Here is a 19,073-nt window from a genome sequence, read left to right as displayed (position 1 = left end):
TGTAATAAATTTGATGATTTTTAATTATTAAACAAATAATCTGCTGCCATAGCAAGCATCATAAAATCTGTAGCTCCGCCGCCCATTACATATTCAGTTTGTTGCCAGAAAAATGGCCAAACTTTTAGTTCGGGTAAATCTGGTCTTATTAATGCCGTACCGCTTGCTGACCCTCCGGGAATATATGACCAATCGGCTCTGTTTACTCCGTATGCAACTGTTAATGAATTAGCTCCAACTCCTGAAATAAATGAATCCGTGTTTTCACCCGGATGACATCCCAATACAAAATTCATTGCGTTAAAAACATATTCCGAATTTATAATTTCTGGAAAACCCAAATGCATCAATAATAAGTTAACTCCGAAATCTTGAATTCCCCAACCAGCACCCCAAATATAGGGCTTATACGGAACTCCATATGGATTTTCCTTTTGCATTTCTACAATTTGATCAAAACTATTTTTAACCGCAGTTTTTATTTTTTCATTGAATTCATTATTATTTGAATTTTTTACAAAACGGCCCAAAACCATACTGTATGAACTTAGTTTATTGCTTATCACATCAACGTTCTCAAAAATAAACTCAGCATATTTTTTATTTTGTGTCGATAAATAAATTTCCGCAGCCGTATTAATTTTAAATTCATCTTTGAAATCTTTGTTTGCCTCAAATAATTCTTCCGCAATTGTAATACACCTTTTACTCAGCTCAGAATTAAATTCCTTTAAAACTCGGCTTGCTGCACCAAGGTGTTGTGCAACCATCAATTCTCTAAATGGATTTATTTCGGTAAATACCCATCGATCATCTTCGGGTAATTGTAAATTTAAAATTGGATCTTTTTTGTCCTCAGCAAATTTAAGATTATCTGTCATTGTTGAACCATCGCCAAGCAAAACATATTGATCAAGAGTAGGACAAATAATTCCTCTGTATAATCTGCCCAAATTTTCATATCCGCCGATAATTGATAAAACTCCATGCTCAATTTGCTGAAGTATATCTGGCTTTCCATCGGGGTGATGAATTTCAACAATTCTTTTAGTTTGATCAATTGTGGTTTCATCAATCACGTTTTTAAAAAGTTCATAAATTAAAGCAAGTTTGTAAACGGTCTCCGATTGCGACTCAACTCTTAGATCATAATCTCCGGCATCGTGCCATCCGCCAATGTTTAATCCTGGAACATTTTCACCGGAATTATATTTTGTTAAAGTAGAATTACCTTGGAGATATCCATCAAAATGATTGTGATTTGTTGGCGCCATTCTTGCATCATCCATATGACATAAGCCGTGCCATGTTCTGTATTTTTCGTCAATTTTCATATGACACATTTGCACTGGTAAAAAATATTCAATAGTGGGCTGCCAAACATTTTTTGCAAACACATCGCTTTTTATTTCAAATCTATTTGAAATAATATTACCGTATTTAATTTGATAAAGTCCTTCATCTGAAATCTCACTAAAATCAAAACGAATGTATTTGTATCTCAAAAAATTTCCCCAAATATTTGGCTGTAAATTTTCCTTAATAATTTTTTCATCGGTTTCATCAATTTTAATTAACTGAATTTTTTCGAAAATTTCTGTTAATTTATCCAATTCAACTACGGCAAATTTTACTTGCTTTGGATGATAACCAACTTGCGAAACTTGAATTACCGGTTTGTATCTCCAATCTGCATCAATGCTTGGCGTTATTAACCATTCAATTACGTTTTTCGTATCGCTTGTTGTAATTGCCGATCTTAAAATAAACCATCCGTTATTGTGCAAAACTCTTCCATCAAGCAATTCAATATTATTTTTATCACTCTGAATTTTTAATTGTTTCTCTTTTATTCCCGGAGCAATTATTAAATTATTTCCTTCTGCCAATTTTTCTATTTGCAAATTTCCATCGGAATCTATTAACATTGGTCCATTTGGTTGTTGCGGAAATATTCCCGTTTTTTCATCAATAATAAAATGTTCGCCAAAATAAATTCCCGGAAAGACTTCTAAATTAAACCCAATTTTATTTATCCACTCTTTCGGTAATGGTTTTTCCAAATCGATTGTTAATTTTATTTTATTTCCAACAGTTTCAGTTTTTACAAAATATTTAAATTGAAAACCGGGATAAATAACCGGATTAAATCCCTTTCTATCTTTGCTTGAATCTGGATACCATAACTCAGCCGAAATAATTCCATTTTCTTTATCAACAATTCTCTTCCCTAATTTTGGAACCGGCGACCATTGCCCTGGCGTAGGTTCTAATCTTATATCACCGTTTGCTGCAATTCTATTTCCAAACTGAACAATTGTTAATCCGCCTTGGTGTCCTTCGGGATAAAAATCACTGAACATCATAATGTTCAAACTCGGAATTTCATAATATTCTTGATCATTAATTTTTAACTCTGCGTTTTGTGCAAATAATAGATTTACAAATGTTAGATTGAAGAGAATAAATATTTTTATTTGTTTCATGGTTTCACCAAAAATGTTTTTATCAAACTAAATAACTTATAATTTTTGCATATCGACAATCAAAAATAATATTTTTCTATTTCAAAAGATTGAGCTCATTTTATTATAATTTTTCACAAACTGAATTTGTCTTCTCGTTTGTTTATTATTGTGAGCAAATTAAATTATTTTAAAAATTTTTCGGAAAAACAATGAAAGCCGTTTTACTTCAAGATATTAGAAAATTTGAAATTCAAGAAATTCCCGCACCGGAATTGGTTAACGAGGACGATGTTTTAGTAAGAATTAAAATGGTCGGCGTTTGCGGAAGTGATATTCATTATTATACAACCGGAAGAATTGGATCACAAATTGTAAAATTTCCTTTTATCACCGGACACGAAGCTGCCGGAATTGTTGAAAAAGTTGGAAGTAAAATTACAAAATTAATACCGGGACAACGAATTGCTATAGATCCCGCCGTATCTTGCGGTAAATGTGATCAGTGTTTATCCGGAAGAGCGAATACGTGTAGAGAATTAGTTTTTATGGGTGCTCCACATCAGAAAGTTGGCGCAATGTGCAGTTACGTAATTTTAAAGGAACATAATTGTTTTCCGATAAATGATGAAATGACTTTTGAACAAGCTGTGCTTTCTGAACCTTTAGCAATTGGTGTTTATTCCGTTGATCAATCTAATCCTAAACCAAGTTCAAATGTTGCAATACTTGGTGTTGGACCAATTGGAATGTCTGTTTTTCATGCGCTTCGCACAATTCATGTTGGTAATGTTTTTGTTACAGATAGAATTGATTATCGCTTAGATTTTGCAAAACAATTAAATCCAAAATTTGTGGGAAATATAAATAGAACAAATGTGGTAGATGAAATAAAAAATATTGAGCCATTAGAAATGGATATTGTTTATGAATGCAGCGGCAATCCAGAAGCTTATAAACATGCAATTAAATTACTAAAACCCGGTGGTCTTTTTGTAATTGTAGGAATTCCGGAAGTTGATGAAATTCCGTTTCCGATTCACGAATTAAGAAGAAAGGAAATTACAATTTTAAATATTCGCCGACAATCAAAAAAAACTCAAAAGGCCATTGATTTATTATCAAGCGGAAAAATAAATATGGATAAGCTGGTAACTCATCATTTTAAAATGGAAGAGACTAACGAAGCTTTTGAGTTGGTTTCAAATTATAGAGATGGCGTAATGAAGGCTATGATTTCTATTTAATAATTTTAACCATCCTGATTAAAATTTCTAATGCAGAAAATACACTTTCAAAATATAACAAATCTTCCAACCGGATATGCAGAACGAGAACATAACGAAATACGGTTTGGGTTATTTGTTCCGCCAAATTATAATGAGGAAAAAAAATATCCACTTATATTGGCTTTGCACGGAAAGCTTGATTTAACATCATGGAATTTACCTTGGTACAACGAACCAATTGTTTCTAATGATCCTTGTATTGTTGTAACGCCAAAAACTTCAAATCCAAATTTTGCTTGGGGAACAAGTTATAATGAAAAACATACTCCCGAAATGCTAACGGTTTTAGAAATTCTAAATTTATTAAAAATAGAATTTAATTTAGATGAAAATAGATTTTATGTTCACGGCGCATCAATGGGAGGTTTTGGAGTTTTTAATTTGTTGGCAAAAGAACCAAAAATGTTTGCTGCTGCATTTGCAATTTGCGGAGGTGGTTCTCCATCAACAGCAAAAAAATTAAAAAATATTCCTTTGTGGATTTTTCATGGTGATGCAGATCCAATTGTTTCTGTTAAGCAATCAAGAAATTTATATAAAGCAATTGTTGATTCGGGTGGTAAAAAAGTTAGATATACAGAATATACAAACATTGGACACGATTCGTGGGTTTATGCTTGGAAAGAAAAGACAATTTTAAACTGGCTTCTTTCTCAAAGAAAAAATTATTCTTCGCGTTCACCAAAATCTCCGGAAAATTTCAGATACGAATTTATTGAAAAACGAAAAATAAAACTGACTTGGAATTCTTCTAAAAGTAAAAATATTTGGTACTATAAAATCTTTAGTAATAAAAAGCTAATTGCTGAAGTTGACAATAATGTTCAATCTATTATTGTTGAATACAGCCCGGAAATTTTTGATTATTCGATATTTACGGTAAATTATTTTTTCAAAGAATCAAAAAAAATTAAATTGAATATTTATCCTAATTTATTAACCTAATTTTTCTTGAAAATTATTTAATACAATTTTATATCTTATTTGTAACTTAAAATTGTTTTGTAGAAAGGAAGTTTATGAAAACTTTAAAAATGATTTCCTGGAATGTCAACGGAATTCGAGCGGTGGCAAAAAAAGGATTTCACGATTGGCTCAATTCTGAAAACCCGGATATTCTTTGCATTCAAGAAACAAAGGCGTGGGAAGAACAGCTTGATGATTCTCTTACAAAAATAGATGGATACAATTCTTATTTTTCTCAAGCAGAAAAAAAAGGTTACAGCGGAACGGCAATTTATTCCAAGGAAAAACCATTAAATGTGCAAAAAGGAATCGGGGTTACAGAGTTTGATAGTGAAGGGAGATTTGTAATTGCAGAATTTAAAGATTTTGTTTTATACAATATTTATTATCCAAATGGAAAGAAAGATGCAATTCGTTTAAAATATAAAATGGATTTTTACGATGCTTTTCAAATTCATGCTGTCGATTTGTTGAATAAAGGAAAGAAAATTATTGTCTGCGGTGATGTAAATACTGCGCATAAAGAAATAGATTTAGCCCGACCAAAAGAAAACTCAAAAGTTTCTGGATTTTTACCGGAAGAACGAGAATGGATTGATAAATTTTTAGCAGATGGATTTATGGATACATTGCGAATGTTTAATGATAAGCCGGAAGTTTATACTTGGTGGGATCAAGTTACAAGAGCGCGCGAACGTAATGTTGGCTGGAGAATTGATTACTTTTTCATTAGCGAAAATTTGAAGAAAAATATTACAAATGCTTTTGTTCTACCGGATATAATGGGCTCTGATCATTGTCCCGTTGGTATAGAAATGAAATTTTAATTATATGTTTTAAATAATTGGATTCATTTGTGCAGCTGTTTTATATATTCTTCAACTTTATCTTTTCTTTTTTTTGAGGTATAAAATTCTATAATTTTATTTAGGGCTTTTTTGGTCTGTAAACTATTTTCTACTTTGCTTTTTTTTATATGATTATATCCATTTATTAGTAATCCTTCGGCTTCAATATCATTTGATTGTTTATGCAAACTGAAACCAAGTTGACTTTCTATAGTGCCAGTAAGCCATCCGTCTTTTATTTTGTTTTCATCTAAAATTTTTATTTCATTTCTTAACAATTCTTCAGCTTCTTTATAACGTTTGGTTCTATTGTAAAGATCAGCAAGTGATACAATTCTTCCCGATCTAAATGCTGGTCTATAAGATGAAAGTTTTTCCAAAATGCTTATTGATTCTTTAATGGCTTTTTCTGCTTCATCAAATTTTTGCTGCTCCATTAACGAATTACCAATGTTACCTAATAGAGCCGGAGTGTACGGATGGCTATTACCAAATTTTTTCTTTGAAGCATTATATGCTAAACGATATAATTTTTCAGCTTCTTGAAATTTATTTAATCCCATTAAAGTTCCCGCTAAACTGCTTCTGCTTGCAGAAACTTCCGGGTGGGTTTCATCATATAAATTTTCTCTTATTTCTAAAGATTGTCTTGCTAAATGTTCGGCTTTCTCAAATTGTTCTTGATTATAATATAAACGCGAAAGATGGTTTAGCGTGTGGGCAATATCTGCATGGTTGTTTCCGAAAATTTTTATTCTTGTGTTTAATGCTTTTTTATATAATTCTTCAGCTTCTTTATATTTTCCACTATGTCTTAAAACACTTGCTAATTCATTTTGAATTGTTGCTGTTTGTGCATTTAATTCACCTTTAATTTTTACATGCATTTCCAAAGATTTCCGATAAAGTGAATCACTTATCTCAAGATTACCTTTATCAAATTCTAAAACTCCTAAATTATACAGAATAGTTGAAAGCTGTTCATTTTCGTTTCCATAGTTTGAAACAAAATTTTGCTCGGCTTTTTTATAATATTTTGTGGAGCTATCAAACTTTGCAATTTGATAATAGTGTGTTCCCAAACTATTGTAAAGTTCGCCTAATAAATGATGTTTCGCAGATAATGATTTTTCAGCTTCATCTTTTGCAACTAATAAAATCTCCCCGGCTAAATCATATTTTCCATTTAGTCCGTATGTTCTGCCTAAATTAGTTAAAGTTTCTACATAAGTTTGTTTATCAATTGCGGATAAGTTTTTTTTGTTTTTTATTTCCAAAAAAATTTTCTCTGCAGAATTTAACAAGCCTAAATTTGTATAAACATTTCCAATTGTGTTTAGAAGCTGCGATTTAATTTCGGGATCTTCTTCTAATTCTACCATTAGTTTAGAAGCTCCTCTATCTAATAATTCGCGCGCAGTTATTGTCCGCCCTTTTGATTCATCCGGATCGGCAACTAAAAATAATTCTTGCAAAAACGATGCGACTTGCTCAGCTTTTCTCGCTTCCCAATTTGCTTTATCTCTTTGTTCTTTTAGTTGAATTGTGTAGTAAAAAATCAATCCATTTATAATTATAAAAAGTGCAAAATTTGCAATCACTGCCTTTTTATGACGAATAATAAATTTCTTTGCCAAATATGAAAATGATTCTTTCCTTGCAAGAATTGGTAAATTATTTAAGTATCGTTCAATATCATAAGAAAGCATTTCAACCGATGCATATCTTCGTTCGGGCTCTTTGCGTAAAGCCATTTGACAAATATTATCCAAATCGCCGTTCAGCAATTTTTTTAATTTCACAAAATGAATTTTTCTATTATCAAAAACTTCATTGTTGGAATTTGTTATTACTGTACTGGGTTTGGGAATTGTTTGATCGCAAATTACTTTTTCAAATTCGTTAAAAGTTCTCGAATTAAATTCGTGCGCAGATTTTCCCGAAAGAAGTTTGAATAAAATTAATCCCAGCGAATAAACATCTGTGGAAACCGAAACTTTACTGTTTTTAATTTGCTCCGGCGAAGAATATTCCGGAGTTAATAAATTAATTTCTGCTTGCGTGATTGTTGGCAAATCATGATTATCCACTTCCGCACTTAATACTTTTGATATTCCAAAATCTAAAAGTTTTATTGTTCCATCATTTTGAATAAGAATATTATTTGGTTTTAAATCTCTATGAATTACCAAATTATTATGAGCATATTGAACAGTTTCACAAACTTTAATAAATAGTTTTAATCTCAGCGCAATTGTTAATTTTTGCTGATCACAATATTCATCAATGGGAATTCCATCAACAAATTCCATTGTGAAAAACGGTCGTCTGTCATCCGTAACTCCGCCATCAAAAAGTCTTGCAATGTTGGGATGTTGAAGATTTGCTAAAATTTGTCGCTCGTGTTGAAATCTGCGAATAATCGGAATTGTGCTTAATCCGGGTTTAATAATTTTGAGTGCAACTTTCTGTTCAAAAATTCCATCGCATCTTTCTGCAAGAAAAACAGTTCCCATTCCGCCGCTGGCAATTTCTTTAATTAATTTGTAATTGCCAATTTGCTGTCCGATGAAATTTAATTTTTCTTCAACATTAATTAATTCACTTGCTTTTTTATCAAGCAGTGGATGAATTTTTTCATCTTCATTTAGTAGGGAAATTATTTCATCAAATAATTGTTTATCATTTCCGCAATTTTGTTTTAAAAACTCAATTCGGTTTTTTTCATCTAATTCTAAAGCTTTAGCGAATAATTCATTAATTTTTTCCCAATTATTTTTCATAAAGAATTGCTAATCTTTTTAGTTTTCAATTCTCTGCTTAACCAAGCCCTGGCTAATCTCCAATCTTTTCTTACGGTTGGAAGTGACATTCCAATAACTTCGGCAATTTCTTCGTGTGTTAATCCAACAAAAAACCAATACTCAATAATTTTACTTTGTCTCTCATTTAATTCTTCTAACTTTAAAAGTGCGCTGTTCAAATCAATAAGATCTTCGGTATTAATTATTTTTTCATCCGCACCATCTATTAAGGTAAGATTTGCAGCACCGCTTCCTCTTTTTTGTGCTGATCTGCTGTTTGCATAATTAATTAAAATTCTTCTCATTGCTTGCGATGCAATTCCAAAAAAATGAGCTTTATTCTGCCATTGTACAATTCTTTGATCAACCAATTTGAAATAAGCCTCATGAACCAATGCGGTTGCGTTTAAAGTGTGGCCTATTCTTTCGTGCCTTAGCTGACTTTGAGCCATTTGTTTAAGCTCTTTATAAACAATTGGAAAAAGGGAGTTAACGGCTTCTTTATTTCCTTCTGTTACTCTAACCAACATTTGTGTTACTTCATTCATTTTGTTCACTTTTTTATAAAATGTTTATCACTTAATAACATTTTTCTTGCGTGTAAGGTATGTGATTAAAAAATTTGACGAAATGTCTTTTTATCAAATATAAAAAATTATTAAATCAATTAAATGGGGAAAAAATGAAAAACCAAATAACAAAATTATTTTCTTTTATTGTCTTAATATCTTTTTTTATTGCGTCTTGTACCGAGGATGGTCCCAATGAAGTAGATACGAAAAAAAATGCCGCAGATATTCAAGAATACATTTCTAAATTAAATTATAATCCCGAGGAAATGTTAAATTATCAAGATACCGGGGGTGAGGAATCCCTAAAAGAAGTTTTGCAAGATACTTCAGAGACTATTAACGATGGTAACACAGTAACCGTTTGCAGAACAACAACTTATAATTTGAAGAAAAATTTTGATCAGGTCGCAATTTTAAGACCAACAACTGGAATAGTTTGGCCAGGCGCATTGGTTAAGGGAAATCAATCTTTAATGGATGGAATTCCCGAATCAATTGGAATTGAAAGAGCGCCAATTACAATAAGCGTCAATTTGCCGGGAATAGGTGAAAATGGAATTCGTACTGTAAAAAATCCTGCGGCTTCCAATGTTCAAGCCGCAATTGATTCATCTTTAGAATGGTGGAACGCCAACGCTTACGAAGATGGATATTCAAATGCAGCAAATTCATCATTTAGTTTAAGCACTTCATATAGCTCAAAACAACTTTCTTTGGATGTTGGATTAAACGCAGAGTGGGCTTCCGGAAATGTTAGTTCACAGTTTAATTATTTTAGTGATGACACCAAAAAGGTTGTAATGGCAGTTTTTAAACAAGCTTTTTTTGATGTAATTTTTGATACTCCAACTTCTCCGGAAAAAGTTTTTGGTGAAGAAGCTTCTTTGAGCAAAGTACAAAGTATAATTAATAATGCCGCGGCTCCGGCATATATAAAATCTGTAACTTATGGAAGAATAATTATGTTTAGAATGGAATCGAAAATCAGTTATAAATCAGCAGATATAGAAGCTGCTTTTGAGTATGCCGCCGGATATTCTGTTGATGGAAGTTTGAAATCAACTTACGAAGAAATTTTAAAAGAATCTTCAATCGATTTGGTAACAATTGGCGGAAATGCTGCTGTTGCTACTGAACCAATAAGTTCAGCAAATTCAAATTCTGCAACCTCAATTTTGGATAAAGTTAGAGATATAATTTCCGGTGAAAATGCGACTTACAGAAGAAGCAATCCCGGCGTGCCAATAGCTTATTCTGTGTTTTATTTAAAAGATAATTCCTTGGCAAAATTGGGATACACAACTGAATATACCGCAAATGAATGCGTGACTACACAAAAATATAATACAATTGATATTTTCTTGAGTAATTTTACTCCTATTTCAGATTGTGACGGAATTGAAGGTGATGGAGAATTTAATTTTGATGTTTATATTCAAAATAGAGGCGGTGGAAATTTGCACCATTATTCTAAATCACTTACAAGTGGCGAGCAATCAAATCCGATAAACAAAACTTATCAGATAAAAATGGAGAAATCGTTGGGACAGAAGTTTACGGTTAAATTTGTGTGCACGGAAACCGATAAAAGTATTTTCGGTGTTGTTTATTCAGATGATAGAATGAATGCAAGAGAGGGAGCTATTACATATGAATTTAATTCATCCGGAGGTTGGGGAGTTGCCGGCACTGGAGCAGCATTACCTTCGGGAGCTACACAAATAATTACTTTGGGCAGCGATAATTGCCAAGTCAAACTAACCTATAATATTTCAATTTATTAATTGTCTTAAAGAACCCCGGAAGTTTAAGTATTTTCGGGGTTCTTTTAACTTCCGCTAAATGATTAACTCTTCTTATAAACCTTACAATTTTTTATCTTTACACTCACAAAAGTGAAAACATTGAATTAATTAAATTTAGAAAGAAGTTAAATGTTACAAAATAGTATAGAAGTTATGGCTCCGGTTGGTTCTTGGGAAGCCCTAAGCGCAGCAATTAAAGCGGGATGCAACTCAATTTATTTTGGTGTTGAACAATTAAATATGCGCGCTCGTTCTTCCATAAATTTTACAGTTGAAGATTTAGCAAAAGTTGCAGAAATATGTAAAGAAAATAAAATCAAATCATACATTACTCTTAACACAACTTTGTATGATCATGATATTACTTTAATGAAAAGTATAATGGATTCCGCAAAGCAAAATGGAATTGATGCTGTAATTGTTTCAGATCATGCTGCAATGAGTTATGCAAAAAAAATAAATTATCCGGTTCATATTTCTACTCAATCAAATGTAAGTAATATTGAAACGGTGGAATTCTATGCAGATTATGCAGATGTTATTGTAATGGCTCGTGAATTAAGCTTACAGCAAGTTGCATATATAACAAATGAAATTGAACGAAAGAATATTGTTGGTCCCTCCGGTGGTTTAATTGAAGTAGAAGTTTTTGCACACGGTGCGCTTTGTATGGCCATTTCCGGAAAATGTTATTTAAGTCTTCACTCACACAATTCATCGGCAAACCGCGGTGCTTGCATTCAAAATTGCAGAAGAGAATATACGGTTATTGATAAAGAAGAAGGTATTGAACTCGATATTGATAACGAATATATTATGAGCGCAAAAGATTTGGCAACAATTGATTTTCTTGATAAAGTTTTAAATGCCGGAGTAAAAGTTTTAAAAATTGAAGGTCGTGGAAGAGCTGCGGATTATGTTTATACAACTGTAAAATGTTACCGAGAAGCTGTTGATTCAATATTAAACGGAACTTACACAAAAGAAAAAATTGAAGATTGGAAAAATAGATTAGCAACAGTTTACAATCGCGGATTTTGGGATGGTTATTATCTTGGAAGAAAAATGGGAGAGTGGAGCGATGCTTACGGTTCCAAAGCTACGACAAAGAAAATATATCTTGCAAAAGGAATAAAATATTTTTCAAAAATTAATGTTGCTGAGTTTTTGCTTGAAGCTCATTCTTTGAAAAAAGGTGATAGTATTTTAATTACTGGACCAACAACAGGAGTAATTGAAACTTCAGTTAATGAAATTCGTGTTGATGATAAAATTGTTGATGAAGTAAAACAAGGCGAAAACTTCTCAATAAAAATTGATGAATTAATTAGACCATCCGATAAGTTATATAAAGTTGTAGAAAGTTAATTTTTTACGTTTATGAAACCCTCAATTAGCGTTTCATAATCTTAATCATACTCTTAATCTAGATTGTGTTGAAAGAAAATTTAAAAAAGAGTAAGATTATGATTAAGAAAAAGATTAAGAAAAAAAAATTATGATATCCATTTCATATTTCAGAAATAAATGCATTGGTTGCAATGCTTGTGTAGAAGCAAATCCGGAGAGGTGGAGAGTTTCAAAGAAAGACGGAAAATGTAATTTAATTGGCAGTAAAGAAAAGAAAGGAATTTTTACTATACAAGTCGGAAATGATGAATTACAAACTTTAGAAGCCGCATCAAAAAATTGTCCAGCAAAAATTATTAAATTTACAATTAAATAATTAATTACAGATTCATCAATAAAATTTTATTGGGAGTTTAAATTTTCATTTGTTGAAATTCCTCCTATAAGAGAATAATTAAATATTATATGAAACAAAAAGTTGTTAACAAACAAAATAATTCTAAAATGTGTTTTGTTTGTGGAATGGAAAATCACATTGGATTAAAAGCATCATTTTATGAAATGGAAAACAACGAACTTGTTGCCACTTTTACACCTTGCGAATTACATCAAAGTTATCCCGGAAGACTTCACGGCGGAATTGCTTCAACAATTTTAGATGAAGCTATCGGTCGCGCAATTCTTATGAAAGATGAAAATATGTGGGGTGTAACTTTGGAGCTTAATGTAAAATTTAAAAAACCCGTTCCGTATGATGAAGAGCTAAAAGTTATCTGCAAAATTACAAATGAAACATCCAGAACTTTTGAAGGCGTGGGTAGAATTGTTTTACCTAATGGTGATATAGCTGTTGTTGCAGAAGGAAAATATTTCAAAATGCATGTTGATAAAATTACCGATGTTGATTTTACCGCCGATCAATGGTTTAATGTGGAAAATGAAAACGATCCAAAAGAAATAGAAATATAACTTGTTGCCAATTTCTAATATTTTCTTAAAACAAGAATTTTCCCGAAAAATTAATCTCAATCTTTCTAACAAATCTTAATTAAAATATGTTTGAAAATATATTGGAATATATAAATACTCCATATCTTTGGTCTCTGTTTATACTTTGTGGAATATTAATAGGTATGGCTAAAACTGGGCTTTCCGGAGCCGGTTTAATGATTGTACCAATTATGGCTCATATTTTCGGAGGTAAACTTTCTGTTGGAATTGTTTTACCGATGTTAATTTTTGCAGATTTATTCGCTGTTTATTATTATCATCGCCATGCAAATTGGCGATATATTTTTTTGTCGATTCCTTGGGCCCTGATCGGTGTTATAATTGCAACAATGTTTGGAAATCAAATTAACGATTTACAATTCAAAAATACTTTGGCAATTGTAATATTGGCGGCAATTTTAATAATGTTATGGCAAGATTTTAAACGTAATCAAAATAAAATGCTTGATAATTGGTGGTTTGCCGGTTTATTGGGATTAACGGGAGGTTTTGCATCAATGATTGGAAATGCTGCGGGACCAATTATGTCGCTTTATTTACTTTCGATGTGCCTACCAAAAAATAATTATATCGGTAGATCCGCTTGGTTTTTTCTCATTATTAATGTTATTAAATTACCCTTTCATATATTTAGTTGGAAAACAATTACGCTTAATACATTGTCAATTGATTTTTTTGGAATTCCCACAATGCTTATTGGTGTTTTAATAGGAATAAAATTAGTTAAGCTTTTTCCAGAAAAAATTTACAGATATTTTATTTTGATAAGTACAAGTTTATCTGCAATCTTTTTATTATAATTTGTTTGATTCATTAAATTTTTCATTCTTTTTTACGATAGCAAAATTTATTTCAACAAGAATTTAAGAGGAAAAATGTCAATCAGACCGTATGTTTTATCTGAATTAAATTGGAAAACTGTAAAAGAATCGGATTACAATGTTGCCGTTTTACCATGGGGTGCAACCGAAGCCCACAATTATCATCTTCCTTATTCAACAGATTCATATCAAAGTGAATACATTGCAATTGAATCTGCAAAAATTGCTTGTGAAAAAGGTGCAAAAATTTTTGTGCTTCCAACAATTCCGTTCGGTGTAAATGTTGCGCAGTTAAAAATTAAATTAACAATAAATATTAATCCTTCAACTCAGTTTTCTATTTTAAATGATGTTGTTGATTCACTTTCAAAGCAAAAGATTCAAAAATTGATTATTCTAAATGGACACGGCGGAAATGATTTTAAGCCAGCAATTAGAGAGCTGCAGAATATTTTTCCAGATATTTTTATTGGGCAAATTAATTGGTTCCAAATATTAAAACACTCAAATTATTTTGAAGAAGCTGGCGAACATGCAGATGAAATGGAAACAAGCAATATGCTCGCAATTAAACCAGATTTGGTTTTGCCGCTTAACGATGCCGGTGAAGGAAGGTTAAATAAATTTACAATTACCGGTTTTAATGAAGGCTGGGCTTGGGCTCCTCGGCTTTGGCACAAAGCTACACATGATACTGGAATTGGAAATCCCAGAAAAGCTTTAGCTAAAAAGGGTGAAAAATATTTGAACGATATTATCACAAAAATTTCTCAAACACTCTTTGAGCTTTCCGAAACGGACATTGAAAATATCTACGAAAAGTAATTTACTTATAAACTTGAATAATTTATTTATGTTTTTTTTAATTTAACGGAATACATTTGGCTTATTATTTTTTGTTATTGTGAACAAATTTTAATCACAAGGATTCAACATGAATATTAAAAAAGCTTTAATAACTTCAGCCGGAAAGGATCGTCAAAATTTACCCCTCCAAAAACTGATTGACAGAGATGGGAATGAAAAATCAATATTAAATATTTTTATTGAAGACATACTTAAGGCAGGTATAGAGGAAATTGGTATTGTTGTTAGACCTGGTGATGAAAAAGCTTATTCTTCGGTTGCTGGAAATTTTTCAAACAAGCTGGAATTCGTAAAACAAAAAGAACCTCTTGGTTATGGTCATGCAATTTATTGTGCAAAAGATTTTATCGGCAACACTCCTTTTTTACATCTTGTGGGTGACCACCTAAATATCAGTCGGGTTAATGAAGGGTGCGCTGCAAAGGTTGTTAGAATAGCGAAATCCGAAAAATGTTCCGTTTCCGCTGTTCAGCCTACAAATGAGTCCTTGCTTCCATATTTCGGGGCAATTGGTGGAAAGAGAATTCAAGGAAAACAAGGATTATACAAAATTGAAAAAGTAATTGAAAAACCTACTCCCACCGAAGCCGAACAGGACCTCATTGTTCCCGGTTTAAGAGCAAGTAATTATCTTTGTTTTTTTGGTACACATGTTTTAACTTCAACTGTATTTTCTATTTTAGAGAATTTATTGAATAAATCAAAAAACTTAACTTCTGTTACTCTTTCTGATGCTTTGAATGAGCTGTGTAAACATGAACAATATTTAGCCATTGAAGATAATGGATGGCGTTATAACCTTGGTGAAAAATATGGTTATCTAACAGCCCAATTGGCGCTAGCTTTAAATGGTGTTGATCGAGACGTTGTTCTATCAAATCTATTAGAAATACTTGCTATGCAAAAATTGGGTGAAAATAACAATAGGTAAAATCAATGAATAGTCTTGTTCAAATTATAACATCAAAAAATAATAATGTGAGAAATACTTCTATTGATGTTGTTTGTGCAAATAAAAATGTTAAACAATTATTGCAAGAATGTGATTCGTTGGAAAAGTTTTGGCGAGAAACAAACAATTTATATGAAAAAGTTAGAGCCCTTTTTTTCCTTTATTCATTACATAGATTCTATTTAAGTACTTCGCCAAACATTTCAGATGTTGGAAAAATTCCATTTGAAGGATATACAAGTCTTTTGCAGAGGAGGTTTGAAGAAGCGATTGAGATTTTTCTAAATTATAACAAGAGTAACGGTATTAACCAGGGTGTATCCAGCGCTTTGGCATCAAGTTATTATCGACTTGGATTTCAAAAGTTGGCTGATCAAGTACGAAAGAGTGTTAAAAGTATTCGTGGAAACCAATGGATGTTTAGAATTGGACATCCATTTGATTACCCCCTTAGGGTTAAATCCGAATTACTTATTAAAGATTCTTCTTCTGGATTATTTCCGGTTTTACAAGAAAAGACCCCAGTCCGAATGGATCTTACGCACAGTGGTTGGAGTGACATTTTCTTTTTAGGGATGGATTTTCCCGAAGGTGCAAGAGTATTAAATATTTCAATTGATTTAAAAGTAATAGAAAAAAACAATCACGATCTCCCAAAACCACCAATTGAAACATACTTTAGAATTATTGATAAACCAATTATAAAACTTACTAGTATTGATTTGGACACCTCCGTTGAATTAACAAATATTAACGAAGTTTTTGATTTTGCCAAAGACTATTTGGGTTTGTTGAAAGCTGCGCTTATTGCTTCTGGTTTGGTTCTTCCTGGTATGGAGGGCACAAACCAACCATTAACAGAATTGCTTTCAAAATTAGTTACGCCCGGTTTTGGCATTGAGTTAGTTAGTAAAGTTAACAATATTCCCAAAGGATCACGACTTGCTGTTTCAACTAATTTATTGGCATCACTTATTGCTGTTTGTATGAGAGCAACTGGTCAAACAAAAAGCTTTTTAGGTGAATTAACTGAAAAAGACAGACGTTTAATTGCTGCTCGATCAATATTGGGTGAGTGGCTTGGTGGTTCCGGGGGTGGTTGGCAAGATTCCGGAGGCTTGTGGCCCGGATTAAAAACAATTGTTGGTGTAATTGCAAGTGAAACCGATCCAGAGTTTAAAATTAGCAATGGATGTCTTTTACCAAAACATGTTATTCTCTCAAATGAAGATTTAGCGGTTGGATTAAAAAAGAAACTCCACGATAGTTTGGTATTGGTTCATGGTGGAATGGCTCAAGATGTTGGACCCGTTTTAGAAATGGTTACAGAAAAATATCTTCTGCGTTCAAGGTCTGAATGGCTCGGAAGAAAGAAAGCAATTAAAACATTTGATGAAATTGTTGGCTTGCTAAAAAATGGAAATATTAAAGATATTGGAAAAGCTACGCAAAATAATTTTGAAGGCCCTATTCAAACAATTATACCTTGGGCTTCAAATGTTTATACAGAATTGCTTATTAAAAAAGTCAAAAAAAGATTTGGTAGGGATTTTTGGGGGTTTTGGATGCTGGGCGGCATGTCTGGTGGCGGAATGGGTTTTATTTTTAATCCGATAAAAAAGTCAGCTGCAAAAATTTGTATTCAAGAAATAATGAATCAAACAATGAAAGAATTGATTCATGCCATTCCGTTTGCTATGAATCCGGTTGTATATGACTTTTCAATTAATGAAAAGGGAAGCTTTTCAGAAATTTTGAAAGGTTCGCGAGCAATTTTACCTGTAAAATATTATGCTCTAACTGTTCCATCGTTGTTATTAAAACAAAACAATTTGACTGATTTTCAGCGCTCTGAGTTGGCAATTCTTGGATCTGCGAGCAAATCAAACAGAGAATATTCCGAAATTGTTCAATTACTTTTTGATAGAATGCTTCCATCAAATGAAAAAAGTAATTCTTTATCCTATAATTTAAATGATCTACTAAAATTATACGGGTTTGATAAAGAAACCCACGAACAAATTAGATTAAATTTAAAAAACGGAAGAATCGGTCTAGCTCAAAATCGCTTGTCAATTAATACAAAAATTCATGATGTTAATTCAAGCGATGTTTTTGACTTAACTAAAAAAGGTATTGATAAATATTATAATCTTGGTTTATCCGCATTAAAAAATGATGAGGTTGCTGTTTTCACCTTAGCTGCTGGTTCTGGAAGTAGGTGGACGAAAGGCGCTGGTGTTGTAAAAGGCATTAATCCCTTTTACAAATTTGAGGGGATCCATAGGACATTTATAGAAATTCATTTAGCAAAAAGTAGGAAAACTTCCAGGTTGAGTAATAAATCAATTCCGCATATAATTTCTACGAGTTACTTGACTCATAAACCTATTGAAGAATTCTTAAAGTATAAAAAGAACTATAATTATAAAGGTCGTCTACTTTTGTCCCCGGGGAAAAGTGTTGGTTTAAGACTAATCCCAACTGTTCGAGATTTACGATTTGCTTGGGAAGAAATGCCTCAACAAATACTTGATGAACGAGCACAAAAAGTTATCGAAAGTCTTCGCAATTCATTGATTGGTTGGGCTGAATCAAAAGGAGAAGCGAGTGATTATACTGATAATTTACCATTGCAATGTTTGCATCCAATGGGGCATTGGTATGAATTTCCCAACTTACTAAAAAATGGCGTTTTGTTAAAATTATTAAACCAAAATCCGAATCTGAAACATGTTTTAATGCATAATATTGATACTCTTGGGACAGATATAAATCCATATATTTTAGGTTATCATATTGAAAAAAACAAAGCTCTAAGTGTTGAAGTTATTTCAAGAAATATTAACGATCGTGGTGGAGGACTTGCAAAAGTTGATGGTCATTTGAGAATAGTAGAAGGCTTGGCTTTTCCCAAAGAAGAGCTTGAATTTGATCTAACTTATTATAATACAAATACCTTCTGGATTAATATTAATAAAATTCTAAAGGTTTTTGGATTAACGAGGGAAGATTTGAATGATGGTGAAAAAGTTGCTAAATCAATTAGAAGTTTGGCTTCAAGAATGCCAACTTATGTTACACTAAAAGAAGTAAAAAAAAGGTGGGGAAAGGGACAAGAAGATATTTTTCCCGTTGCACAATTTGAAAAGATTTGGGGCGATATAACAGCGCTTCCAGAAGTAAGTTGTAATTATATTAAAGTAAATAGGTTTAGAGGGCAACAACTAAAAGAACCTGGTCAATTGGATGGTTGGGTTAGAGATGGTTCAGCAGAACTTGTAAATTCGCTCTGCGATTGGCGTTAGTTGTTTATTTTATTC

Annotated in this window: 14 protein-coding genes; 11 read left to right on the top strand and 3 right to left on the bottom strand. The window is 32.0% G+C overall.

Features of this window, described 5'->3' with window-relative positions; translation table 11 throughout:
- Positions 1 to 20 precede the first annotated feature (20 nt).
- Entirely contained in the window at positions 21 to 2,486 is a 2,466-nt protein-coding gene (locus IPM32_04930; GenBank protein MBK8944600.1) for a glycoside hydrolase family 9 protein, read from the bottom strand.
- 191 nt (positions 2,487 to 2,677) lie between these two features.
- Between IPM32_04930 and IPM32_04925 the strand changes: the two genes are divergently transcribed.
- From IPM32_04925 to xth, 3 genes are all read left to right on the top strand, one after another.
- Complete coding sequence (locus tag IPM32_04925) at positions 2,678 to 3,712, top strand: alcohol dehydrogenase catalytic domain-containing protein (GenBank protein ID MBK8944599.1); 1,035 nt, start codon at positions 2,678 to 2,680, stop codon at positions 3,710 to 3,712.
- Between the two features lie 30 nt (positions 3,713 to 3,742).
- Positions 3,743 to 4,699: a hypothetical protein gene (locus tag IPM32_04920; GenBank protein MBK8944598.1), complete on the top strand. Its 957-nt coding sequence runs from the start codon at positions 3,743 to 3,745 to the stop codon at positions 4,697 to 4,699.
- Between the two features lie 74 nt (positions 4,700 to 4,773).
- Positions 4,774 to 5,547, top strand: a complete 774-nt coding sequence (xth, locus tag IPM32_04915; protein ID MBK8944597.1) for an exodeoxyribonuclease III — start codon at positions 4,774 to 4,776, stop codon at positions 5,545 to 5,547.
- Between the two features lie 23 nt (positions 5,548 to 5,570).
- On the opposite strand, the gene IPM32_04910 is transcribed toward xth, so the two are convergent.
- Together IPM32_04910 and IPM32_04905 are read right to left on the bottom strand one after the other, a co-directional pair.
- Complete coding sequence (locus IPM32_04910) at positions 5,571 to 8,351, bottom strand: serine/threonine protein kinase (protein ID MBK8944596.1); 2,781 nt, start codon at positions 8,349 to 8,351, stop codon at positions 5,571 to 5,573.
- Positions 8,348 to 8,920: a sigma-70 family RNA polymerase sigma factor gene (locus IPM32_04905; protein MBK8944595.1), complete on the bottom strand. Its 573-nt coding sequence runs from the start codon at positions 8,918 to 8,920 to the stop codon at positions 8,348 to 8,350. Before IPM32_04905 ends, IPM32_04910 begins: the two co-directional genes overlap by 4 nt.
- A gap of 134 nt (positions 8,921 to 9,054) precedes the next feature.
- Here IPM32_04905 and IPM32_04900 point away from each other — a divergent pair, with 134 nt between their 5' ends.
- From IPM32_04900 to IPM32_04865, 8 genes are all read left to right on the top strand, one after another.
- Entirely contained in the window at positions 9,055 to 10,728 is a 1,674-nt protein-coding gene (locus tag IPM32_04900; GenBank protein ID MBK8944594.1) for a thiol-activated cytolysin family protein, read from the top strand.
- A gap of 150 nt (positions 10,729 to 10,878) precedes the next feature.
- Entirely contained in the window at positions 10,879 to 12,117 is a 1,239-nt protein-coding gene (locus IPM32_04895; GenBank protein MBK8944593.1) for a U32 family peptidase, read from the top strand.
- A 130-nt stretch (positions 12,118 to 12,247) separates the two neighbouring features.
- Entirely contained in the window at positions 12,248 to 12,475 is a 228-nt protein-coding gene (locus IPM32_04890; protein ID MBK8944592.1) for a ferredoxin, read from the top strand.
- Between the two features lie 89 nt (positions 12,476 to 12,564).
- Positions 12,565 to 13,068: a PaaI family thioesterase gene (locus IPM32_04885; GenBank protein MBK8944591.1), complete on the top strand. Its 504-nt coding sequence runs from the start codon at positions 12,565 to 12,567 to the stop codon at positions 13,066 to 13,068.
- Positions 13,069 to 13,154: 86 nt separating this feature from the next.
- Positions 13,155 to 13,910: a sulfite exporter TauE/SafE family protein gene (locus IPM32_04880; protein MBK8944590.1), complete on the top strand. Its 756-nt coding sequence runs from the start codon at positions 13,155 to 13,157 to the stop codon at positions 13,908 to 13,910.
- A 75-nt stretch (positions 13,911 to 13,985) separates the two neighbouring features.
- Positions 13,986 to 14,756, top strand: a complete 771-nt coding sequence (locus tag IPM32_04875; GenBank protein ID MBK8944589.1) for a creatininase family protein — start codon at positions 13,986 to 13,988, stop codon at positions 14,754 to 14,756.
- 109 nt (positions 14,757 to 14,865) lie between these two features.
- Positions 14,866 to 15,729: a UTP--glucose-1-phosphate uridylyltransferase gene (locus IPM32_04870; GenBank protein MBK8944588.1), complete on the top strand. Its 864-nt coding sequence runs from the start codon at positions 14,866 to 14,868 to the stop codon at positions 15,727 to 15,729.
- A gap of 5 nt (positions 15,730 to 15,734) precedes the next feature.
- Positions 15,735 to 19,058, top strand: a complete 3,324-nt coding sequence (locus tag IPM32_04865) for a UTP--glucose-1-phosphate uridylyltransferase (GenBank protein MBK8944587.1) — start codon at positions 15,735 to 15,737, stop codon at positions 19,056 to 19,058.
- Positions 19,059 to 19,073 lie beyond the last annotated feature (15 nt).

The organism is Ignavibacteriota bacterium, from assembly GCA_016716225.1.
Taxonomy (GTDB): Bacteria; Bacteroidota; Ignavibacteria; order Ignavibacteriales; family Melioribacteraceae.
Note: the sequence above shows the minus strand (reverse complement) of the source record. Positions and strands in the feature narration are given on the sequence as shown.